This is a genomic window from Streptomyces sp. NPDC002788 (assembly GCF_053592115.1).
On sequence record NZ_JBSFVB010000012.1, the window covers coordinates 64,344 to 84,571 of the forward strand.

General features: G+C 72.3%; 21 protein-coding genes and 3 pseudogenes. 12 read left to right on the top strand and 12 right to left on the bottom strand.

Annotation, left to right across the window (positions count from 1 at the left end):
* Positions 1-22 precede the first annotated feature (22 nt).
* Positions 23-436, bottom strand: coding sequence for a helix-turn-helix domain-containing protein (locus ACWD1U_RS22585; protein WP_451109945.1), 414 nt, complete (start codon positions 434-436; stop codon positions 23-25).
* 172 nt (positions 437-608) lie between these two features.
* Here ACWD1U_RS22585 and ACWD1U_RS22590 point away from each other — a divergent pair, with 172 nt between their 5' ends.
* Positions 609-1,496, top strand: a complete 888-nt coding sequence (locus tag ACWD1U_RS22590) for an RNA polymerase sigma factor SigF (RefSeq protein ID WP_451109947.1) — start codon at positions 609-611, stop codon at positions 1,494-1,496.
* A gap of 257 nt (positions 1,497-1,753) precedes the next feature.
* Here the strand turns inward: ACWD1U_RS22590 and ACWD1U_RS22595 are convergent, their stop codons facing one another.
* Positions 1,754-2,218: an ATP-binding protein gene (locus tag ACWD1U_RS22595; protein ID WP_451109948.1), complete on the bottom strand. Its 465-nt coding sequence runs from the start codon at positions 2,216-2,218 to the stop codon at positions 1,754-1,756.
* A gap of 185 nt (positions 2,219-2,403) precedes the next feature.
* Here ACWD1U_RS22595 and ACWD1U_RS22600 point away from each other — a divergent pair, with 185 nt between their 5' ends.
* From ACWD1U_RS22600 to ACWD1U_RS22610, 3 genes are read left to right on the top strand one after another with little or no spacing between them, the layout of a single operon-like run.
* A complete protein-coding gene (locus ACWD1U_RS22600) occupies positions 2,404-2,544 on the top strand; it encodes a hypothetical protein (protein WP_451109950.1) in 141 nt (46 codons plus the stop codon).
* The gene (locus ACWD1U_RS22605; RefSeq protein ID WP_451109952.1) at positions 2,541-3,125 is read left to right on the top strand and encodes a PRC-barrel domain-containing protein; all 585 of its coding nucleotides are present in this window, start codon (positions 2,541-2,543) and stop codon (positions 3,123-3,125) included. The genes ACWD1U_RS22600 and ACWD1U_RS22605 overlap by 4 nt, the downstream gene beginning before the upstream one ends.
* On the top strand, positions 3,122-3,538 hold the full coding sequence (locus ACWD1U_RS22610; RefSeq protein ID WP_451109954.1) for a PRC-barrel domain-containing protein: 417 nt from the start codon (positions 3,122-3,124) through the stop codon (positions 3,536-3,538). Before ACWD1U_RS22605 ends, ACWD1U_RS22610 begins: the two co-directional genes overlap by 4 nt.
* 1 nt (position 3,539) lies before the next feature.
* On the opposite strand, the gene ACWD1U_RS22615 is transcribed toward ACWD1U_RS22610, so the two are convergent.
* A complete protein-coding gene (locus ACWD1U_RS22615) occupies positions 3,540-4,694 on the bottom strand; it encodes a DUF6777 domain-containing protein (protein WP_451109955.1) in 1,155 nt (384 codons plus the stop codon).
* A gap of 180 nt (positions 4,695-4,874) precedes the next feature.
* Here ACWD1U_RS22615 and ACWD1U_RS22620 point away from each other — a divergent pair, with 180 nt between their 5' ends.
* Entirely contained in the window at positions 4,875-6,173 is a 1,299-nt protein-coding gene (locus ACWD1U_RS22620) for a streptophobe family protein (protein ID WP_451109957.1), read from the top strand.
* Positions 6,174-6,183: 10 nt separating this feature from the next.
* Here the strand turns inward: ACWD1U_RS22620 and ACWD1U_RS22625 are convergent, their stop codons facing one another.
* The 4 genes and pseudogenes from ACWD1U_RS22625 to ACWD1U_RS22640 all read right to left on the bottom strand — a co-directional run bounded on the left by ACWD1U_RS22625 (position 6,184) and on the right by ACWD1U_RS22640 (position 10,979).
* The gene (locus ACWD1U_RS22625; RefSeq protein WP_451109958.1) at positions 6,184-7,188 is read right to left on the bottom strand and encodes a serine/threonine-protein kinase; all 1,005 of its coding nucleotides are present in this window, start codon (positions 7,186-7,188) and stop codon (positions 6,184-6,186) included.
* 458 nt (positions 7,189-7,646) lie between these two features.
* Positions 7,647-8,165, bottom strand: a pseudogene (locus ACWD1U_RS22630) (hypothetical protein); the annotation flags it as partial.
* Between the two features lie 9 nt (positions 8,166-8,174).
* Entirely contained in the window at positions 8,175-10,508 is a 2,334-nt protein-coding gene (locus tag ACWD1U_RS22635) for an FHA domain-containing protein (RefSeq protein ID WP_451109960.1), read from the bottom strand.
* Between the two features lie 60 nt (positions 10,509-10,568).
* Entirely contained in the window at positions 10,569-10,979 is a 411-nt protein-coding gene (locus ACWD1U_RS22640) for a hypothetical protein (RefSeq protein ID WP_451109961.1), read from the bottom strand.
* Between the two features lie 295 nt (positions 10,980-11,274).
* On the opposite strand from ACWD1U_RS22640, the pseudogene ACWD1U_RS22645 reads away from it, so the two are divergent.
* Positions 11,275-11,692: pseudogene (locus tag ACWD1U_RS22645) on the top strand (nuclear transport factor 2 family protein); the annotation flags it as partial.
* Between the two features lie 76 nt (positions 11,693-11,768).
* Positions 11,769-12,056, top strand: a complete 288-nt coding sequence (locus ACWD1U_RS22650; RefSeq protein WP_451109963.1) for a DUF1905 domain-containing protein — start codon at positions 11,769-11,771, stop codon at positions 12,054-12,056.
* A 54-nt stretch (positions 12,057-12,110) separates the two neighbouring features.
* Here the strand turns inward: ACWD1U_RS22650 and mgrA are convergent, their stop codons facing one another.
* The gene (gene mgrA, locus ACWD1U_RS22655) at positions 12,111-13,103 is read right to left on the bottom strand and encodes an L-glyceraldehyde 3-phosphate reductase (RefSeq protein ID WP_451109965.1); all 993 of its coding nucleotides are present in this window, start codon (positions 13,101-13,103) and stop codon (positions 12,111-12,113) included.
* Positions 13,104-13,220: 117 nt separating this feature from the next.
* Here mgrA and ACWD1U_RS22660 point away from each other — a divergent pair, with 117 nt between their 5' ends.
* Together ACWD1U_RS22660 and ACWD1U_RS22665 are read left to right on the top strand one after the other, a co-directional pair.
* Positions 13,221-14,105 carry a LysR substrate-binding domain-containing protein gene (locus ACWD1U_RS22660; protein WP_451109967.1) on the top strand — a complete coding sequence of 295 codons (885 nt, stop codon included), beginning with the start codon at positions 13,221-13,223 and terminating at the stop codon, positions 14,103-14,105.
* 41 nt (positions 14,106-14,146) lie between these two features.
* Positions 14,147-14,662: a mycothiol transferase gene (locus ACWD1U_RS22665; RefSeq protein WP_451109968.1), complete on the top strand. Its 516-nt coding sequence runs from the start codon at positions 14,147-14,149 to the stop codon at positions 14,660-14,662.
* On the opposite strand, the gene ACWD1U_RS22670 is transcribed toward ACWD1U_RS22665, so the two are convergent.
* A complete protein-coding gene (locus tag ACWD1U_RS22670) occupies positions 14,644-15,723 on the bottom strand; it encodes an adenosine deaminase (protein ID WP_451109970.1) in 1,080 nt (359 codons plus the stop codon). The genes ACWD1U_RS22665 and ACWD1U_RS22670 overlap by 19 nt on opposite strands.
* A 49-nt stretch (positions 15,724-15,772) precedes the next feature.
* Entirely contained in the window at positions 15,773-16,165 is a 393-nt protein-coding gene (locus ACWD1U_RS22675; protein ID WP_451109972.1) for a VOC family protein, read from the bottom strand.
* A 130-nt stretch (positions 16,166-16,295) separates the two neighbouring features.
* Here ACWD1U_RS22675 and ACWD1U_RS22680 point away from each other — a divergent pair, with 130 nt between their 5' ends.
* The gene (locus tag ACWD1U_RS22680; protein ID WP_451109974.1) at positions 16,296-16,691 is read left to right on the top strand and encodes a tautomerase family protein; all 396 of its coding nucleotides are present in this window, start codon (positions 16,296-16,298) and stop codon (positions 16,689-16,691) included.
* A gap of 61 nt (positions 16,692-16,752) precedes the next feature.
* Positions 16,753-17,210 (top strand): annotated as a pseudogene (locus tag ACWD1U_RS22685) (pyridoxamine 5'-phosphate oxidase family protein).
* A 17-nt stretch (positions 17,211-17,227) separates the two neighbouring features.
* Here ACWD1U_RS22685 and ACWD1U_RS22690 read toward each other — a convergent pair.
* Positions 17,228-18,136: an oxidoreductase gene (locus ACWD1U_RS22690; RefSeq protein ID WP_451109975.1), complete on the bottom strand. Its 909-nt coding sequence runs from the start codon at positions 18,134-18,136 to the stop codon at positions 17,228-17,230.
* 342 nt (positions 18,137-18,478) lie between these two features.
* A complete protein-coding gene (locus tag ACWD1U_RS22695) occupies positions 18,479-18,916 on the bottom strand; it encodes a MarR family winged helix-turn-helix transcriptional regulator (RefSeq protein WP_451109976.1) in 438 nt (145 codons plus the stop codon).
* Positions 18,917-18,995: 79 nt separating this feature from the next.
* Between ACWD1U_RS22695 and ACWD1U_RS22700 the strand changes: the two genes are divergently transcribed.
* On the top strand, positions 18,996-20,108 hold the full coding sequence (locus ACWD1U_RS22700; RefSeq protein WP_451110215.1) for a substrate-binding domain-containing protein: 1,113 nt from the start codon (positions 18,996-18,998) through the stop codon (positions 20,106-20,108).
* Positions 20,109-20,228: the final 120 nt, after the last annotated feature.

Sequence of the window (20,228 nt, forward strand, 5' to 3'; positions counted from 1 at the left end):
GCACCGGCCGGCCCGCAACGGCTCAGGCAGCCAGGCACATCCCGTCGTGCGAGGGCGTGGACGCCCGGCGGCGGCTGCCGCCCCCGTACCGCGAGGTGACGCGAACCAGTTCGCCCTGCGCCCTCGACAGCAGATCGCCGAGGCTCAGCCCGAGGGCGTGGGCGGCGGCCGCGAGAACCTCCGAGGAGGCCTCCTTGCGGCCGCGCTCCACCTCCGAGAGGTACGGCATGGAGATCCGCGCCTGGTCGGCGACGTCCTGCAGGGTGCGCTCCTGCGCGAGCCGTTCCCGGCGCAGCACGTCACCCACCAGGTCACGCCACAGCGGCTCCCTCGGCGCGGGAGCCGGGGGCCCCTGACGCGGTGGAGCGGCGACGGGAGGTCCTCCTGGCGGACGCAGCGGGACCACTCGGGCTTCGTTCGGCACGTGGTTGCTCACTTCTCCAGCCTAGGAATCCCGGCCGTCAGGGGAAGATCTCGGCGTTCCGCCCTGGGTGGAATCAGCGGAACGCGAGGTTCGACAAAAGAGGCGGGCATGGTGCACGCACGTCCGGGTACCCGCAACTCGGGAGTACTCAGGCACATGTCAGCCGTGACGTTCGGGAGAGGTAATGGAGACCGCCGTGATCCGGTCGAAGGCACAGGTCGTCGCAGAGAACGCCGAGACCGGCACGGGTGACGGAGCCCTGCCGGGAGTCGTGGACCCGCGGTCCGTGGCCCCGCGGGACGCCCGGGAGCTGTCCCGCCAGTTCTTCAAGCGTCTGACGGAACTCGAAGAGGGCACGCACGAGTACCAGTACGCGCGCAACACGCTCATCGAGATGAACATGTCGCTCGTGCGGTTCGCGGCCGGCCGGTTCCGGGGCCGCGGCGACGACATGGAGGACATCGTCCAGACCGGCATGATCGGCCTGATCAAGGCCATCGACCGGTTCGAGCTGGCGCGGGAGGTGGAGTTCACCTCCTTCGCGCTGCCGTACATCGTCGGCGAGATCAAGCGGTTCTTCCGGGACACCACGTGGGCGGTGCACGTGCCGCGGCGGCTGCAGGAGCTGCGCGTGGAGCTTGCCAAGGCCCGCGAGGAGCTGGCCAGCCGCCTGGACCGCGAGCCGACGGTCGCCGAGCTGGCCACCCTGATGAACATCTCCGAGCGCGAGGTCGTGGAGGGGCAGATCGCGGCGAACGGGTACAATTCGTCGTCGCTGGACGCCGCGCTCACCGGAGACGGCCCCGAGGGCGGCGAGGCGGTCCTGGCCGACTTCATCGGCGTCGAGGAGGACGGGCTGCGGCTCGTCGAGGACTTCCACTCGCTCGCCCCGCTCATGGCGGAGCTCAGCGAACGCGACCGGCAGATCATCCACATGCGGTTCGTGGAGGAGGCCACCCAGGCGGAGATCGGTGAGCGGCTCGGCTGCTCGCAGATGCACGTCTCCCGGCTGATCAAGCGGATCATCACCCGGCTGCGCGAGGGCATGCTGGGTGAGATGGGCTGCGCCTGACGCGGCCGAACGGACCAGCACCAGCGGGTGCCGTCCCCACACGCGGGAGTGGGGACGGCACCCGCGACTGTGTCCGGCCCCGGTTTGTCGGACAACGGCGGATGTCGGCGGACGGCGGCGGGTGCACCGGTGGCTTCGACGCGCGGAGCGGTGCCCCACCGGCCCGGACGGCCGGATTCCGCAGCACTCCGCAGGACTCCCGACTGACTCGCCCGCCGTGTCCGGGCGGTTCTGGCGGTTTATCTCACCCGGACGGCTCATGCACCGTTTCCGCCGGACAGCGGCAGTACGGCGCGCACCCGCTTGCCCACCGGCACCCGTTCCACACTGACCTGCTCCGCGAGCGCGTGGACGATCTCCAGGCCGTGCCGGCCGATGCGCTCGGGGTTGCGGGGGAAGATCCGGGGCAGTGCGGAGCTGCTGTCGTAGACCGACACCGTCACCGCGGTGTCCGTGCCCACGAGGTCCAGGATGTACGGCCCGTTGCTGTGCCGGTCGGCGTTGGTGACCAGCTCGCTCACCACCAGCAGCACGGCCCCGTCCACGCGGTCGTCGATGCTCGCGCACCACTCGGTCCTGAGCTGGTCGAGAAAGAGCGCGGCGAAGGATCGCGCCTCGGCGATGCATCCCTGCTCGCCGGTGTAGTGGGCCGCCCGCCGGAGCGGTTCCACGGGCACGTCGAAACCAGTCGGTATCACTGCCCCGTCCAGGTGGTCGATCATACTTTTCTCTCTGGGAAGCCGGACTGGCCGGACGCTCTGCACAGTGCTCGTACCCCGAGCCGGGCTTCGCAGTCCTGGCAGGTGCTCGCCGTGTGCGCCCCGGGGCATTGTCCCCCGTCCACGGGGCACCCGGAAGAAGTCAGGGCCGGCCGACGGCGGCCGGGCCGGATCGCCGGAGGTGCGCGGTGGCCTGGTGGACATGGCTGGTCGTGGTGATCGCGGCGCTCGCCGCCGTCGCCATGGTGACGCTCGCCGTGCAGGCGGGCCGGCGGTCGGGGACGGTCATCGCGGTCCGCCGCAGGCCCGGCGGGAAGGGCCCGCGATGAACGAGCTGCTGGCCGCGCGGAGCCTGACGACACTGCCGGTGGTGACCCTGGGCGGCGACGCCGTCGCACAGATCAAGGACACCGTCTTCGACGCCGCGGCCGGGCGGATCACCGGCTTCACGCTCAGCGGCCGCGGTCTGCTGTCGGGCCCGCTGAAGCAGGGCCTGCCCTGGTCGGCGGTGCACTCGCTCGGCCCGCACGCTGTCATGATCCGCGACGCCCACGCGCTGCGGGACACCTCCGCGGTCGTGGCGCGCCGTGAAACCCATCAGGGCCGGGTGCTGCACGCGAAGGTGCTGACCGACGAGGGCGCCGAGGTCGGCACGGTGCTCGACGTGGTGGTCGAGGGGGGTACCAGCGGCCGGGTCGTGGGTTTCCGGATCGCCGCGGGCAAGGCGCTGGTGCAGGGCTCCAGGCGCAGGAGGCACCGGGTGTACGTACCGCGCGGCGAGACGCTCGCCGTGTCCGGCCGCGCCCTGGTGATACCCGCGGACGCCACCCGTTACGTCGCCGACGACCTGCCGGCCTTCACCGCCCGGGTCGGTGCCTTCCGGGAGGAGCACAGGGGGACGCCGTCATGATGCTGTTCTCGCAGGCGCGGGGGCTGCCGGTGCTGACGCTGACCGAGGCGGAGGAGATCGGCGTCCTGAGGTCGCTCACGGTCGACGCCGCGGCCGGGGTGGTCACCCATGTCCGGGTGCGCGGCAGGCACTCCCGCAAGGAGACCGTGCTGCCCTGGGGCGCCCTGCACGCCATCGGCCCGGACGCCGTGCTGGTGCGCACGACCGCGGCCCCGGCCGAGGTTCCGCCGCACCACGAGCTGCCCGGCCTGAGGATCCTCACCGAGACGGGTGACACGCTCGGCACGGTCCAGGACGTCGCGTTCGAGCCGGAGACGGGCCGTGTCGAGGCGGTCGTCACCGTCCAGGGCGATGTGCCGGCCGACCGTCTGCTCGGGCTCGGCGACTACGCCCTGGTGGTGCGGGCCGGCTGAGTCAGGAGGCGGGGGCCTCGTCCGTCGTGCCGCCCCCGGTGCCGCCGGTCCCGGTGTCATTGTCCGGCTCAGGCGCCTGGGACTCGGAGGTCGGCGGATCGCTCGTCGGCGGCTCCGACGAGGTCTCCGTGTCCGGGCTCGGCGGTTCGCTCGTCGGTGGCTCGGTGGAGCTGGAGTCGCCCGGCGACGTGGGTGTGGTGACGCTCGCCGACGGGGACGGCTTGTCCGGCTTCTCGGTCTTGTTGTCCTTCTCGCCCGTGTCGCCCTTGTGGCGCTCGAACCACTCGCCGTCCGGTTCGCACATCACGAAGACGTCGACCGGCTTCGGTGCGGGCGTGACCATGACGACCTTGGAGGACGAGTACCCCGGCCACCCGTCACCGGTCGTCTTGGGCGCGCTCTGCTGCGCGACCGGCAGGCCCAGCGGGTTGCCGCAGGCGCAGCGCACCCGGGGCACACCGCGGTCGTCGACGAGGACGGCGGTGCCGGACTGCAGGACGGCCTGGTAGCTGGTGGGGGCGCCGTCCTTGTAGCCGTGGTTGGTGACGCGGGTGTCCATCCGCAGCTGCACGGGGGTGAGCGAGCGCAGGTAGGCGGGGACGTCGGGCGGGTCGACGCGGGCGACCGAGGCGAACGCCCGCTGCTTGTCGGGAGCCCCCTTGAAGTAGGTGATCTGCTTCTCCACGTCGCAGCTGGCGACGTTGCGGGTGCCGCCGTACAGGCCGGGCGCGTCGCCCTTCACGCCCTGGACGGCGTTCTGCGGCGCCGACTCACTGGCCCCGGAGGGCGACACGGGTGAGGCCGAGCTCTTCTCCTCCGCCGTCGACTCGGTGAACGGGTCCGGGCCGGAGTCGGCCGCGGGCTGGAGGAACACCTCGCCGCTGGAGGTGCTGGTGCCGCCGTCCGACGCGCCGGTGCCGCCGCCGTCGGGCCGGGAGAGCACCACGGCCAGGATCACGGCGGCCACGACGGCGGTGGCGATGATCGCGACACGGGGTACGGACCCCCACCACGGGCGGCGGGGCTCCGGCGACCCGCCGCCCCCGGTGGGCGGCTCCGGGGGCGGGCCGCCGCCCGGCGGCGGCTGTGAGGGACCCGACAGCGGGCCCGATGGAGGTCCTGTGGGGCGGCCGGACGACGGCGGTTCGACGCTCACGAGCTCTTCTTCCCGCGTGGGTTCTCTGCGGCCCTCACACACCCGAAGTGATCGGTCCGATGTCTGCCGCTTTTTTCCACTACGGGTTTATTGTGTGCCCCTGTCCCATGTGCCCCGCAAGCCGACGCGGACGGACCTCTCCGGCGGGCACCCGGCCCGGATGCTGCTTAGCGTGGCAGCGTGAGTTCGCGCACCCCCTCCGGTCAGGCAGCTCCCTCCGGCGAGCGGACGGCCGCCCGCCACGGCTGGGCGCATGCCCTCGTCACGGTGCTCGCCGGGCTGCTGGCGATGGCGGTGGTGGCTGCGCTCGGCCTGTGGGCGGCCGGGGCCGGGGACCTTCCGGACGGCGCGTTCGTTCCGGTCGTCGCGGCCACGATGGTCACCGCTGTCGGCGGCACGGTGAAGCTCTCCGGAGGCGCCGGTGACCTCGCCGACACGCAGGCGGGCCTGACCGTGATCCCGCTGTCCGTCACGCTCACCGCGGCGCTGGTGATCGCCTGGGGCTTTCTGCGGCCGTTGCGGCACCGCGCGGTCGCCGGTGCCGCGGAACTGGCCGGCTGGGCCGGCAGGGTGGCGGCCCTGTGGCTGCTCGCGCTGATCGGCCTGACGCTCGCCGCCCGCCACACCTTCGACATCTCCCTCGGGGACGACGCGCTCGGCGAACTCGGCGATCTGTTCGGCGCCTCCCCGGAGGTCGGCTTCACCACCGATGTCCCGCTGTCCGTGTTCGTGGGTGTGGTGTGGCTGGCCGGTGTGCTGCTGCTGGCCCTGCTTGTCTCGCGCGGAGCCCCGTTGCCCGCGGGGCTGCTGCGCTTCCAGGCGTCTGTGCGGCCGACCGCGTACGCGATGGTCGCCCTGCTGCTGGCCTACGTCGTCATCGGTGTGGTGATCGCGCTGGTCGTCGCGGCGACGCGCGGGCACGCCACGGAGACCCTCGCCGTGATCCTGCTCGGTGTGCCCAACGTGGTGTGGCTGGGACTGACGATCGGCCTCGGTGCCACCTGGAACGGCCGCGTGGAGGGGCCTTTCGGGCTGCCCATGCCACAGGTGCTGGACGAGGTGCTGCGCACCCCGGACATCTCCGAGCTGAACCTGCGGACGCTGTCCGAGCACGACGGCCGGGTGTGGTGGCTGCTGGTCGTCGACATCGTGCTGCTGCTGGCCGCCGCGTTCGTGATGGCGGCCCGGTCACCGGCGCGGGTGCGGGCCTGGCAGCACGCCGTGCACATGGCGGTCGCGCTCGTGCTCACGGTGTTCATGATCTGCCTCGTCGGTCGCATCTCAGCGCACTTCGGCCTGTCCGTGCTCGGCATCGGCGACCTCGGCGGCGGCCTCGGGGGCGAGCTGTTCCTGAGACCCAAGCTGTGGGGTGCCGTCGGTCTGGCGGTGCCGTGGGGGCTGGTGACCGGGTTCGCCGGGGCGCTGGCGGCACGGCACGTCCGGCGGCGTGGCCAGGTGCGCTCCGGCAGTGAGCGCTGAGTCCGGACGGCTACATCCCCCGCGTCCGCTCCACGAAGACCGGCTCGGCCCAGCGCGGCGGCGGCTTCGGCCGCTCCTCCCCCGCGCCCGGGAGGTGCCGGTCCGCTCGGGTCGGTGCCCGTACGGCACCGGCGCCGCCGCCGGTCGTGGCGGCGCGCAGCGCGGTCATGAAGGCCAGGCAGGACGGGTACCGGTCGTCGGGGCTCTTGGCGAGGGCCTTGGCGAAGACGGGGTCGGCCTGCGCCGTGATGTCGGGCCTGGCCTCGGTCAGCGGGGGCGGGTCGTCGTACTGGTGGGCCCACAGCAGGGCCATGTCGTCGTCGCGGACGAAGGGCGGGTGGCCGGCGAGGATCTCGTAGACGACGCAGGCGAAGCCGTAGACGTCGCAGCGGGCGTCCACCGGCTTGCCGGAGATCTGCTCGGGGGCGACGTAGTCCAGCGTGCCGACGAACTGGCCGACCGTGGTGAAACCGGTCAGCGACAGCGACTTCTTCGTCAGGCCGAAGTCGGTGAGGTAGACGTGCTCGGGGTGGTCGCTGTCGGTGCCGCGGGCCACCAGGATGTTGCCGGGCTTGACGTCCCGGTGCACCAGGCCGTGCTCGTGGGCCGCGTCGAGCGCGGAGGCGACCTGGACGGCGACGCGGACGGCGGTGGCGGGCGGCAGCGGGCCCTCGCGGTCGAGGAGATGCCGCAGGTCGCTGCCGGCGACGTACCGCATGGCGATGTACAGCACGCCGTCCGTCTCGCCGGCTTCGAAGACCGGCACGATGTGCGGGTGGTCGATCGCGGCGGCGGCTCGGGACTCGTGGGTGAAGCGGCGGCGGAAGGTGTCGTTGCGGGCGAGTTCCGGGGCGAGCAGCTTCAGGGCGACGGTCCGTTCCAGCCGCAGGTCGCGGGCCCGGTAGACGACGGCCATGCCGCCGCGCCCGATCTCCTGCTCGATCCGGTACCCGGCGATCTGCTGCCCGATCAGCTCGGAGGGCCGCCCCGAGAACAGGCTCGTCTCGCGGTTCAACGCCCGTCACCCTCCGGCGACACGATCCGTGTGGGCTCATGCCCCACGACCCGCGTGGGCGGCGCCTCGGCAGGCCGCTCCGCCTCCTCGGCCTCATCGGCCTCATGAGGCGAGACGGCACGCGTGGGCTCGGGACCGGGACCGTCGGGAGCGACGGCGCGCGTGTGCTCGGGAGCATCAGGAGACACGAGCCGCGTGGGCTCGGGAGCCTCGGACGGCACCGCCGCCGCCGGTTCCGGGGCGTCCGGAGAAACCACCCGGGTGGGCGCGGGGGTCGCGGGAGGCGCACCTCCCGTCGGTCCCGGGGAGACCACCCGCGTCGGCTCGGGCGCCTCGGGCGGCACCGCGCGTGTGGGTCCGGCGGGAGCACCCTGTGCGGGCGGCGGGGCCTCCGCCCGGCGGGAAACCGCCTCCGCGCCCGGCGTCTCGGCAGGCACCCACCGCGTCCGGGGATGCACGGGCGCCTCGGCCGGTCGGGACGGCTCGGGATCGGCCCGGGGCGTCTCGTCCGTCGCGTACGTGGTCATCCGGGTGCCGTCGGCGTACGCCCAGTGCCCGTGCGCGGCGTCGTAGAGCCATACCGACTCACCGTCGACGACGACGCCGATCCGCGTGCCGCGGGTGCGGGCGCGGAAGGACTCCAGGTCGAGGCCGCCCGCGAGGTCCTCGACCGCGGACCGGTAGCGCGCCAGGGCCTCCTGAGCCCGGCTCAGCAGCGGACGCGGATCGGCGGTGCGGGTCAGCGGCCCGTCCGCGGCGGGCGGATCCTGCGGTACGGCGACCAGGCGGCGCCCGTCGACCCAGGCCGACCAGCCGTTGAAGCACTGCACGTGCCCCCAGTCGCCCTGCCGCTCCAGCAGCTGCACCGGCAGCAGGGGGTCCAGGTCCACGGTGGGCCGGGACGGGTCGGGGGCCTCCCAGGCGGGCATCCCGTGCTGAGGGACGACGTGCGTGGGCCGGAATCCGGGAGTCGTCACAGGCACTCCCTACTTCCGCATCACGGCCGGTTCGTGCCGGCGCAGCAGCCGGGACACCAGGAACCCGAAGACCACCGACAGCACGACGAGCATCCCCACGTCCAGCAGCCATGTGCCCGCCGAGTGCTCGAAGAGCGGGTCCTCGGTCAGCTCGCCGGGCACGATCCGGGCCAGCCCGACCGTCCCGGCCATCGCGGCCAGTGCCCAGCGCGCCGGCACCAGCCAGCCCAGCTGCTCGAGCCCGGGGGTGTCGGCCAGCTTCAGCAGGGCCCCGCAGAAGACGACCTGGACGATGGCGATGAGCACGAGCAGCGGCATCGTCACCTCCTCCTTGCGCACCAGCGCGGAGACGAGCAGGCCGAGCATCATCGCCGTGAACGCCAACAGGGCGACGGCGACCGTGATCTCCACCAGAGGCGGCATCAGCACGCCTTCGCCGCCGGGTGCGTTGAGGTCCACGCCGAGCAGGGCGACCAGGGTCAGCACCACCGCCTGGAGCACGGTGATGACGCCCAGGACGACGACCTTGGACATCAGGTACGCCGATCTGGACAGGCCCACCGCCCGCTCGCGCTGGTAGATCACCCGTTCCTTGACGAGTTCACGCACGGCGTTGGCCGCCCCGGTGAGCACGGCGCCGACGCACAGGATGAGCAGTGCGTTCATCGCCGTGTCGAGCGTCAGCTTGCCGCCCGCGAGGGCCCGTGCCATCACGCCCATCACGAACGGCAGGGCGATCATGATGATCAGGAAGGTGCGGTCGGCGCTCAGCGCGGCCGCGTACCGGCGCACCAGGGTGCCGAGCTGGGCGCCCCGGCTGCGCGGCCGGGGCGGCGCGGTGATGACGACGGGCTCGGAACGGGGCTGTGGCGGCTGGGCGGTGGCGTCGGCGACGTACCGGCCGTGGAAGGGCGAGGCGAGGTACTCCCCCGCCCAGTCCCGCACGGTGTCCCGGTCGAAGGCCTCGAAGGCCTCCGGCCACTGCTCGAAGCCGAAGTAGGCCAGGGCGTCCTCGGGCGGCCCGTAGTAGGCGATCTTTCCGCCGGGCGCGAGCACCAGGAGCCGGTCGCACACGTCCAGGCTGAGGACGCTGTGGGTGACGACGATGACGGTCCGGCCGTCGTCGGCGAGGCCGCGCAGCATGTGCATCACCGAGCGGTCCATGCCGGGGTCGAGGCCGGAGGTCGGCTCGTCGAGGAAGAGCAGCGACGGCTTCGTGAGCAGCTCCAGGGCGACGCTGACGCGCTTGCGCTGGCCGCCGGACAGGCTGTGCACCGGCTGATCCACGCGCTGTTCGAGGCCCAGTTCGCGGATCACCTCGTCGACCCGGGCGCGCCGCTCGGCCTTGGCGGTGTCCTGCGGGAAGCGCAGTTCGGCCGCGTAGGAGAGGGCTTTGCGGACGGTCAGCTGGGCGTGCAGGATGTCGTCCTGCGGGACGAGGCCGATGCGCTGGCGCAGTTCGGCGTAGTCGCGGTAGAGGTCGCGGCCGTCGTAGAGGACGGTGCCGTGATCGGCGGGCCGCTGGCCGGTGAGGGCGTTGAGGAGGGTGGACTTCCCCGCGCCGCTCGGTCCGACGACGGCCAGCAGGCACTTCTCCCCGACCGGGAACGACACGTGGTCGAGCAGCGTCTTGCGGCCGCGGTCGACGTTGACGGCGAGGTCCTGCACGTCGAGGGAGACCTCGCCGGTGTCGACGTACTCCTGGAGTTCGTCGCCGACGAGGCAGAACGCGGAGTGACCGATGCCGACGATGTCGCCCTGGCCGACCGGGGCGCTGGTGACGGGGCTGCCGTTGAGGTACGTGCCGTTGTGACTGCCCAGGTCGGTGATCTCGTACGTGCCGTCGGGCAGGGCGCGCAGTTCGGCGTGCCGACGGGAGACCACCAGGTCGTCGATGACCAGGTCGTTGTCACCGGCGCGGCCGATGCGGACGGTGCGGGAGGGCAGCGGCCGGACGGTCGTCGGCTGCCGGTAGGTGCCGGTCGCCGCCGGCATGGAGACGACGGAGGGGCGTTCGCGGACCGGCGCCGGCGCTGCACCCAGCAGGAGCGCGCGCGGTCCGTCGGCCGGGTTCCCGAAGCGGATGACGGTGCCGGGCCCGACCTCCCACTCGCGGACGCGGCGGCCGTCGGCGTAGGTGCCGTTGGTGCTGTTCTCGTCCTCGATGGTCCAGTGACCGTCCTCGGGGCGCAGCACCGCGTGGTGCCAGGAGACGCGGTCGTCGTCGATGACGATGTCGCTCAGCGGGTCGCGCCCCACGTGGTAGTCGCGGCCCGGAGTGATCAAGGTGGAGCCCGTCTCCGTCTCCAGGACGAGCTCTGGTGCTAGCGATGGCTGCGCCATGGTCAAGATTCTACCGAGATGGCCTGGTATGCGCCTGGTCGAGCGGGGGTGGGTGACAGGTCAGGCCACGGGGACGCCCAGGAGGGGAGCGGTGCGCTGCATCCGCAGGGCGTCCACGGACTCGGCGAGCAGTTCGTACTCGGTGGTGTCGTCACTGGTGGCGATGCGCACCAGCCGTCCGGCCGCCAACTCCTCGGCGACCCGCTCCTGCTGGGCGGGATCCGCGCACCAGGCGCGCAGCAGCATGGGCACGTCGGGCACGGTGTCGGCGACCGGCACGAGCGCGCCCTGCGGTAAGTGCCCGGCGTCGGGCCGGGGGTCGAGGCGCTGGGCGATCCAGGAGGCGCGGTCGCGCAGCCACCACAGGGCCAGGGCGAGGGTCGGCGCCCGATAGGTGCCCAGGGGCACTCCGATGCGACGGCCGTCGCAGACTCCGTACGCGGTGACATGGCACAGAAACTCGTCGTGCACGTGACCCTCCCCCGTTGCCCGCCCGCCTGGCGGCCCGGCCTCGCGTGTCGTGCGGCTCGCGTGCTGTGCGTGAGGACGCCGTCGCTGGAGGTGAAAGCGCTCTCGCGTGTCAGTATGTTCACTGCTGAAACACTGTCACCATGACTTTCCGGCCACTCTCCTGGCATATTCACCCCGAGTTGGCCGAAATCCGGCCGGATGCCCCCGGGGCGCATGACCCCGGGGGCATCGACGGTCCCGGCGGGAGCGGGCAGGGTGATGCGTGCCGGGTTCGCCGCGAGCGGGGATCCGGGTCCTGACCAGCACACACGACCACGCCGCAGGCCGATCGCCCAGGTCCGCACCCGACCGCCGCTACGAGGACGCCGTCACCCGCTGCTTCGAGGTCTGGAACGCCGGGGACCCCGCGACGCGGGCCAAGGCGGTCGCCGCCGCCTGGACCGAGGACGGCGGCTGCACCGACCCCCTGGCTGATGTCACCGGCCACGAGGGGATCGCCGCGCTGATCGCGGCGGCCCGGGAGCAGTTCTGGGGTTCGCGTTCCGGCTCACCGGCGGTGTCGACGGGCATCTGACACCGCGCGCTTCTCATGGGAGCTGGTGAGCGAATCCGACGGCCCGGCGCCGGTCGCCGGGTCGGATGTGATCACGTTGGACGAGCAGGGCCGGATCCGGGCCGTGCTCGGGTTCTTGGACCGGGTGCCCGCCGGCGCGTGGGGGCCGCCGGCGATGAGTTCTCCGGCGTCCGGCGGTCTGATGGACGAGAGGCAGCCGAGCACCGGAGGACGTCATGACCACGACCGGAGAACTGGACGCGGAGTTCACCGCGGTCCTGCGCAAGAGCCCCGCCGAGGGCGGTTGGACCTACCTGGTCTGGCCCCGTTCCGTCGAGTTCTTCGGCACCCGCGGCCTGGTCAAGGTCCGCGGGACGATCGACGGGCACCCGTTCCACAGCTCGTTCATGGCCCTCGGCGACGGCACGCACAAGCTGCCCGTGAAGGCGGACATCCGCAGGGCCATCGGCAAGGAGGAGGGCGACACGGTGACCGTGCGCCTGGCGGAACGGATCAGTTCGTAGTACGCGCCGCCCGGGGTGGACGCCCCGGGCCGCGCCGACCGGCCTGCGGACCGGCTACTGCTTGACGATGGCGTCGATGCGGGCCAGCTCGTCCGCCTCGAAGGCCAGGTTGCCGATGGCGCCGACACTGTCTTCCAGCTGCTGGGGGCTGCTCGCGCCGACCAGCGCGGAGGTGACCCGGCCGCCGCGCAGCACCCAGGCGAGGGCCATCTGTGCCAGGGTCTGGCCGCGCGTCTTGGCGATGTCGTTGAGGTCGCGCAGCCGGCCCACCAGTTCCTCGGTGACCGCGTCGGAGTTCAGGAACGGGCTGTCGCTCGCTGCCCGGGAACCCTCGGGAATGCCGTCGAGGTAGCGGGCGGAGAGCAGGCCCTGCTCCAGCGGCGAGAAGACGATGGAGCCGACCTGGAGCTCGTCGAGGGTGTCGAGCAGGCCCCCGTCCTCGGGGCGGCGGTCCAGCATCGAGTAGCGCGGCTGGTGGATGAGGAGCGGGGTGCCCAGCTCACCCAGGATGCGCGCGGCCTCGCGGGTCTGCTCCGCGGAGTAGTTGGAGACGCCGACGTAGAGCGCCTTGCCCTGCTGCACCGCCGAGTGCAGGGCGCCCATCGTCTCCTCGAGCGGGGTGTCCGGGTCAGGGCGGTGCGAGTAGAAGATGTCGACGTAGTCCAGGCCCATCCGCTTCAGGCTCTGGTCCAGCGAGGACAGCACGTACTTGCGCGAACCCCACTCGCCGTACGGGCCCGGCCACATCAGGTAACCGGCCTTGGTGGAGATCACCAGCTCGTCGCGGTACGGCGCGAAGTCGGCCTTCAGGAACTCGCCCAGCGCGGACTCGGCGGCGCCGGGCGGCGGGCCGTAGTTGTTGGCGAGGTCGAAGTGGGTGACGCCGAGGTCGAAGGCGCGGCGCAGGATGGCGCGCTGCGTCTCGACGGGCCGGTCCGGGCCGAAGTTGTGCCACAGGCCGAGCGAGAGCGCGGGGAGCTGCAGGCCGCTGCGTCCGGTGCGCCGGTAGGGCATGTCCGCGTAGCGGTCGGGGTGTGCGGTGTACAACGCGACTCCAGAGGGGTTGGCACGGTCGGGGAACAACCGGTATCCACTCTGGCGTGACCTGCGCCCATACGTCCAACAGAAGAATCCGATGGAATTCAGCGGTTACGCTTCTCAGTCATGGAACTGCGTCACTTGCAGCACTTCGTCGCGGTCGCCGAGGACCAGCACTTCACCCGGGCGGCGGAGCGCCTCCTGGTGTCCCAGTCGGGCCTGTCGGCCTCCATCCGAGCGCTGGAGCGGGAGCTCCAGACACCGCTGTTCGTGCGCACGACCCGCCGGGTGACGCTCACCCCGGCCGGGCGGGCGCTGCTCGGCGAGGCGGAGCGGATCCTGGCCCAGGTGCGCGCGGCCCACGAGGCGGTGGCGGCGGTGCAGGGCGTGCTGCGCGGGATGCTCACACTCGGCAGCGAGCAGTGCATCGCCGGGGTGCACGTGGCGGGGCTGCTCGCCGTGTTCCGGCACCGGCACCCGGACGTGGAGATCTGTCTGCGGCAGGCCGGATCGGGCGCGCTGGCCGAGGACGTCGCGGCCGGGCGGCTCGACCTGGCGTTCGCCGTGCGGACGCAGGCGGACAGCGACCAGCTGCGGTCGGTGCCGCTGACCAGCGAGCCGATGACGCTGCTGTGCCACGCCAGTCACCGGCTCGCCGCCGCCGGTGCGGCCGTCACGCCGGAGGAGCTGGGCGGGGAGGTGTTCGTCGACTTCCACCCGGACTGGGGGCCGCGCCGCACCACCGACACGGTGTTCGCCGCCGCGGGCGTACGGCGGACCGTGGCCCTGGAGGTGAACGACGTGCACACCCTGCTCGACCTGGTCGACGAGAACCTCGGCGTCGCCGTCGTGCCGCGCCACTTCGCGCACAAGCGGGCCTCCCTGACCGCGCTGCCCGTGAAGGGCACCGGCGAGGCGGTGTACGAGACCGTGGCCCTGCTGCCGCCCCGGCAGGCCACCAGCCCGGCGGCCCGTGCGCTGATGGCGCTGCTGGAGACCACCGGCGCGTGACCGGGGAAGCACGCCGCGCGGCGATGCGCGAGGGTGGAGCCATGCATGCCAAGGACATCCTCATCGACGGCTACAACCGCATCCTGGAAGAAGTCCACGCCACCGTCGAGGGTCTCGGGCCCGACGAGCTGAGCGCCCGCCCCTCCCCCGACACCAACTCCATCGCCTGGCTGGTCTGGCACCTCACCCGCGTCCAGGACGACCACGTCGCCGACGCCTTCGGCCTCGACCAGGTGTGGCTGGCGCAGGACTGGGAGAAGCGCTTCGGGCTGGGCCTGCCCCGCCACGACACGGGCTACGGCCACAGCCCGGCCAAGGTCGCCAAGGTCCGGGTCGACTCGGGCGACCTGCTGACCGGCTACTACGACGCCGTGCACGCGCAGACCCTCGGCGCTCTGCGCGGCCTGGCCGCCAAGGACCTGGAGCGCATCGTCGACGAGCGCTGGGACCCGCCGGTCAGTCTGGGCGTACGGCTGGTCAGCGTCCTGTCCGACGATCTCCAGCACATCGGACAGGCCGCCTACGTGCGGGGACTGCTTCAGAGCGCGGCCGCATAGCCGGGCAGGACCACGTCCCTGATGAGGGCGTTCCGCTCGTCGAACGGGAGGAACGCGCTCTTCACGGCGTTGACGGTGACCGTCCGCAGATCCTCGACGGTCCAGCCCGCCTGCTCGACCAGCAGGGACATCTCGCGGGTCATGGTCGTGCCGGAGACCAGCCGGTTGTCGGTGTTGAGCGTGACGCGGAAGCCGAGGTCCTTCAGCGCGGTGATCGGGTGCTCGGCGATCGAGGTCGCGGCGCCGGTCTGAAGGTTGGACGTCGGGCACATCTCCAGGGCGATGCGCCGGTCGCGCACCCAGCCCGCGAGGCGGCCGAGCTTGCCCGCCGCGAGGTCGGGGATGTCGTCGGTGATGCGCACCCCGTGCCCGATGCGCTGGGCGCCGCACACCTGGAGCGCCTGGTGGATGCTGGGCAGGCCGTGCGCCTCCCCGGCGTGGATGGTGAACGGCACGTTCTCGCGGCGCAGGTGCTCGAACGCCGCGAGGTGGTCGGCGGGCGGGAAGCCGTCCTCGGCGCCGGCGATGTCGAAGCCGACGACACCGGCGTCACGGAAGGCCACGGCCAGATCGGCGGCCGCGCGCACCCGGTCGAACATCCGCATCCCGCACAGCAGGGTGCCGACCCGCACCGGCGTGCCCGCGGCCGCCGCCTTCGCCATGCCCGCCGCGAGGCCCTCCTGGACGGTCTCCACGACCTCGGCCATGGTCAGCTCGCCGTTGGTGTTCAACTCGGGGGCGTAGCGCACCTCGCCGTACACGACACCGTCGGCAGCCAGGTCGAGCACGTACTCCTCAGCCGTGCGCAGCAGGCCCTCGCGGGTCTGCATCACAGCGAGGGTGTGCTCGAAGGTGGCTATGTAGCGCACCAGGTCGCCGGAGTTGGCGGCCTCGTAGTACCAGGCGGCGAGCTCGTCCGGGTCGGTGGTGGGCAGGGTGTGGCCGACCGCCTCCGCGAGTTCCACGACGGTGGCGGGGCGCAGACCGCCGTCGAGGTGGTCGTGCAGCACGGCCTTGGGGAGACGGCGGATCACGTCGGGGTCTACGCGCGTAGCAGTCATGGCGGGGTCTTTCCTTGATCGGGGGTTGGAGGTGCGAAGCGGCGGGAGGTCAGCCGGCGGGCTGGAGCAGGTCCCAGCGGTTGCCGTACAGGTCCTGGAAGACGGCGACGGTTCCGTACGGCTCGCGCCGCGGCTCCTCCAGGAAGGTCACGCCCGCGGCGGTCATCCGGGCGTGGTCTCGGGCGAAGTCGTCGGTGTACAGGAAGAATCCGACCCGCCCGCCGGTCTGGTTCCCGACCCGGACGGCCTGGGGCTCCCCCTTGGCCCGGGCCAGCAGCAGACCGGTGCACGCTCCGGCGGTGCCGGGTTCCACGACGACCCAGCGGGATCCGTCGGGCCGGGGCGTGTCCTCGGCGAGCCGGAATCCGAGAGCCCCGGTGTAGAAGCGGATCGCCTCGTCGTAGTCGTGGACGACGAGGGTGACCAGGGCGATACGTCTCATCGGGACCTCTCGGAGCATGCGGTTGACGGGAGAGGTTATACGTAAAACCCGAGCCATGCCAAAAACTCTCTTTTTGTACCTACTAGTATGTACATTCTTGGTCGACGACACCAGAGCCCTGGGAGGCCCCATGCCCTTCGTCCGCATCGACACGCTCCGGGCCGGCCCCGGGCGCCTGGACTCACTCGGCCGCGCGGTGCACGACGCCCTGGTGGAGACGATCGGCATTCCGTCCGACGACCGGTTCCAGGTCCTGGTGGACCACGACGGCACGAGCGGCACCCTGCGGTACGACGACTACCTCGGCGTCCACCGCGACGACGGCATCGTCTACATCGCCATCACACTTCGCTCCGGCCGCGCGCCCGCGCAGAAGCAGGCGCTGTACCGGCGGATCGCCGAACTCGCCCACACGTACGCGGACATCGAGCCGCGGAACGTGTTCGTCGTCCTGACCGAGAACGGTTCGGCCGACTGGTCGCTCGGAGAGGGGACGGCGCAGTACCTGGAGAGCCCGAAGGCCTAGGCTTTCGGCCTACGCCCTCAGGCCGAGGCGCGACGACCGTCCACCCGCTAGCGTCCCGGCCATGAAGATCACCGAGCCACCTCGCACCCCCGAACAGCGCAAGGCGGACCTGCTGGAGCGCATGGAGCGGGAAATCGACATCTGGGTCGCCACGGCGGACGCCGAAGGGGTGCCCTGCCTGGTCCCGCTGTGGTTCGTGTGGCACGAGGAGGCGGTGTGGCTGTGCACGCGGCTGTCCAATCCACCGGCCGCAACCTGCGGGACGGCCGACGAGCCCGGCTGGCCTTCGCAGACACCCGGGACGTCGTGCTCGTCGACGGTGACGCGGAGACCTTCACCAGCCCGGAGGTGCCACCGGCTGCGGCCGAGGCGTTCCGTGCGAAGACCGGCTGGGATCCGCGCGAGGACCACGCGTCGTACGCCTTCTTCCGGGTGCGGCCGCGCGCGGTCCAGGCGTGGTGCGAGGAGCACGAGCTGCCCCACAGGCATCTCATGCGGGACGGGGTCTGGGCGGTTTAGGGGTCCTTGCACGTCGCTCAACCGGCGTTCTGCCGTGGCGCGTTGAGCCGTGCCAGCTCCTCGTCCGTGAGGCGGAGCGCGCCCGCGGCCACGTTCTCGGCGAGGTGGTCGGGGTTGCCGGTCCCGGGGATCGCGAGGACGTGGGGGCCCTGGTGCAGGGTCCAGGCGATGCGGATCTGGGCGGGGCTCGCGCCGTGGGCCCGGGCCACGGCGCGGACCTCCTCGTCCTGGGCGGTGGTGGCGCCGTGCTCACCGGCCTCGCCGGCGACCGCGTAGAACGGCACGAAGGCGATCCCCTGTTCGCCGCAGACGCGGAGCAGTTCGTCGGTGCCGGGGTCGGGGCGGTCGAGGGCGTACCGGTTCTGGACGCAGACCACGGGGGCGATGGCCTGGGCCTCGGCGAGATGGCGGGGTGTGACGTTGGAGATGCCGAGGTGCCGGATCAGGCCCGCCTCGCGCAGTTCCGCGAGGGCGCCGAAGTGCTCGGCGATCGAGTCGTACTTCGCCATCCGGCGCAGGTTGACCACGTCCAGGTGGTCGCGGCCGAGCTGGCGGAGGTTCTCCTCGACGTGGCCGCGCAGGTCCTCGGGGCGGGCCGAGGTGCCCCATTCTCCGTCGTAGGCGCGGTACGGGCCCACCTTGGTGACGATGACCAGGTCGTCGGGGTAGGGCGCGAGCGCGCTGTTGATGAGTTCGTTGGCGGAGCGCCGTGACGAGAAGTAGAAGGCGGCCGTGTCGATGTGGTTCACGCCGAGCTCGATCGCCTTGCGCAGGACGGCCATCGACCGGTCGCGGTCGCTCGGTGCGCCGTGGTGGAAGGCGGCGCTGCCCGTCAGCCGCATCGCGCCGAAGCCGAGGCGGTGGACGGGCAGGTCGCCGAGTTTCCAGGTGCCCGCGGCGTCCGCGGTGATCTTGTGTGGGCTCATCGGCGGAGTCTCACACACGCCACGCGAACCGGGGTGACCGTTTTACGGACGTGTACGAGGGGAGGGTGGTGACGGCGGAGGCCGGGTCGCCGCGGTCGCAGTGGTCCACGGCGAGGAAGTCGGGCTCTCGGGGGCGGTCCGGCAGAATCGCCGGGCGCGGTCGGTGAGTTCGGTGTCGCCCGTGCCGGCCGTCCGGGGATCGGGACGTCACGGAAGTGGTTCATGACGAACAGCGGCCGGAATCCGGGATCGGTGCGGGTCAGCGGGCCGCGAGCCGGGTGACGACCGGTCATCCGCACGCACGGTGACGACCTCGTCCGCACCCCGTCGGCCTGCCGGGGTTCACACGTGCGCCGAGTTCTCCAGCGTCGCCGCCAGGCGGTCCAGCAGGGATCGCAGCAGTTCCTCGTCGCCGTCGCCGAGCGGGGGCCAGCCGGCGCGGACCGCTCGGTCGACGCGCTGCCAGTACTCCCGGCCGCGGGGGGTGAGGTGGGCAAGAACGCGGCGCCGGTCGAAGGGGTCGACCCTGCGGTGCACGAGGTTCTGGTCGACGAGCTGGTCGACCAGCTTGGTCAGCGTCGGCGGCGGCAGGAAGGCGGCCGCCGCAATCCCGGTCATGTGGTGGCCCTCGCCGTCGGAGAGCAGGGCCAGCACCCGCCACGCGTCGAGTGAGCAACCCTCCTCCTCCAGAGCGGCCTGCAGCCGCCGCGCCGCGAGCCGTTCGGCCCGTGTCAGCAGCTGCACGAGGCCGTCGGGCCGACGTGGGGTGGGGCTGGGCATCCCTGCTCCTAGGTCACGAGGGATGTCCATCGTAGGAGACGCACTGGAGTTCGTCCGGTGGAGCCGGAATCATGACGCCATGTTCCGGCACGCCCTACCCGGGCCCGAGTGGTTCACGGCCGACGACTCCGTGCTCGACGTGGCCCTCGTCGTCCCTCTGCAGGGGCCGGCCGGGATCTTCGGGCCGGCCTGTGAACTGTGTGCCCGACTGGCCGCCGAGGAGGTCAACCGGGACGGCGGCGTGCTCGGAAAGGAGCTCCGGCTGGTGCCGGTCGACGGCTCGGGCGCACCGCAGGAGGTCGCCCGCCACGTCGAGGCGCTGGTGGACCTGGGGGTCGTGCAGGGCGTCACGGGCTGGCACATCTCGTCCGTGCGCCAGGCGCTGGCACCGAGAATCGCGCACCGCGTCCCGTACGTGTACACCGCGGTGTACGAGGGCGGGGAGGACACGACGGGAGTGTTCCTGACGAGCGAGACCCCACGCGACCAGCTCCGCCCGGCGATGGACCTGCTGGCGCGCGAGCGCGGGGTGCGGCGGTGGTTCGTCGTGGGCAACGACTACGTGTGGCCGCGGCACACCGCCCGCTCGGCCCGCGCCTACGCCCGGGTGTCCGGCGGGTGTGTGGCCGCAGAGGCCTATCTCCCGCTCGGTACCGCCGACTTCGAACCGGTGCTGCGCCGGGTCGAACGCTCGGACGCCGACGCGGTGCTGATGCTGCTCGTCGGCAGTGACGCCGTGCGCTTCAACCGGGCGTTCGCGGAGTACGGCCTGCACGCGCGCTGTCTGCGGCTGAGCACACTGATGGACGAGAACATGCTGATGGCCAGCGGCCCGGCGGCCACCCGGGACCTCTACAGCACGGCCGGTTTCTTCGCTTCCCTGGCCAACCGCGACACCCTCGACTTCCACGGCCGGTACGCCGCCCGCTACGGCGTCGATGCCCCCGCCCTCGGCAGCCTCGGCGAGTCCTGCTACGAGGGCGTACTGCTGCTCGCCGCGCTGCTCGAGGGGGCCGGGACGCTGGACGTGGCAGCGATCGCAGCGGCGGCCGGCGCGGTCTCGTACGAGGGGCCGCGCGGGCTGCTGCGTCTGCGGGGCGCGCATGTGCGGCAGCGGATCTACCTGGCACGAGCCGACGGACTGGAATTCGACGTGCTGACGGAGCTGGATCCGCGAGCGTCGCTGCCGTGACGCGGACGCGAGGGGCGGGGCTCGGTGATCCGTCCGGCCGGGCTCGGCGGGACGCCGGTCTCCGGCCGGCGCCGTACCGCCGGGGTGAAGGCGTCCTGGACCGCTTCCTCGGCGAGGTCG

Bases quoted from the DNA above. Each gene is read 5' to 3' on its own strand.
- ACWD1U_RS22670 (WP_451109970.1), bottom strand. From the start codon at position 15,723: ATGACTGCTACGCGCGTAGACCCCGACGTGATCCGCCGTCTCCCCAAG.
- ACWD1U_RS22680 (WP_451109974.1), top strand. From the start codon at position 16,296: ATGCCCTTCGTCCGCATCGACACGCTCCGGGCCGGCCCCGGGCGCCTG.
- ACWD1U_RS22610 (WP_451109954.1), top strand. From the start codon at position 3,122: ATGATGCTGTTCTCGCAGGCGCGGGGGCTGCCGGTGCTGACGCTGACC.
- ACWD1U_RS22675 (WP_451109972.1), bottom strand. From the start codon at position 16,165: ATGAGACGTATCGCCCTGGTCACCCTCGTCGTCCACGACTACGACGAG.
- ACWD1U_RS22665 (WP_451109968.1), top strand. From the start codon at position 14,147: ATGCATGCCAAGGACATCCTCATCGACGGCTACAACCGCATCCTGGAA.
- ACWD1U_RS22605 (WP_451109952.1), top strand. From the start codon at position 2,541: ATGAACGAGCTGCTGGCCGCGCGGAGCCTGACGACACTGCCGGTGGTG.
- ACWD1U_RS22595 (WP_451109948.1), bottom strand. From the start codon at position 2,218: ATGATCGACCACCTGGACGGGGCAGTGATACCGACTGGTTTCGACGTG.
- ACWD1U_RS22690 (WP_451109975.1), bottom strand. From the start codon at position 18,136: ATGAGCCCACACAAGATCACCGCGGACGCCGCGGGCACCTGGAAACTC.
- ACWD1U_RS22660 (WP_451109967.1), top strand. From the start codon at position 13,221: ATGGAACTGCGTCACTTGCAGCACTTCGTCGCGGTCGCCGAGGACCAG.
- ACWD1U_RS22635 (WP_451109960.1), bottom strand. From the start codon at position 10,508: ATGGCGCAGCCATCGCTAGCACCAGAGCTCGTCCTGGAGACGGAGACG.
- ACWD1U_RS22650 (WP_451109963.1), top strand. From the start codon at position 11,769: ATGACCACGACCGGAGAACTGGACGCGGAGTTCACCGCGGTCCTGCGC.
- ACWD1U_RS22695 (WP_451109976.1), bottom strand. From the start codon at position 18,916: ATGCCCAGCCCCACCCCACGTCGGCCCGACGGCCTCGTGCAGCTGCTG.
- ACWD1U_RS22590 (WP_451109947.1), top strand. From the start codon at position 609: ATGGAGACCGCCGTGATCCGGTCGAAGGCACAGGTCGTCGCAGAGAAC.
- ACWD1U_RS22700 (WP_451110215.1), top strand. From the start codon at position 18,996: ATGTTCCGGCACGCCCTACCCGGGCCCGAGTGGTTCACGGCCGACGAC.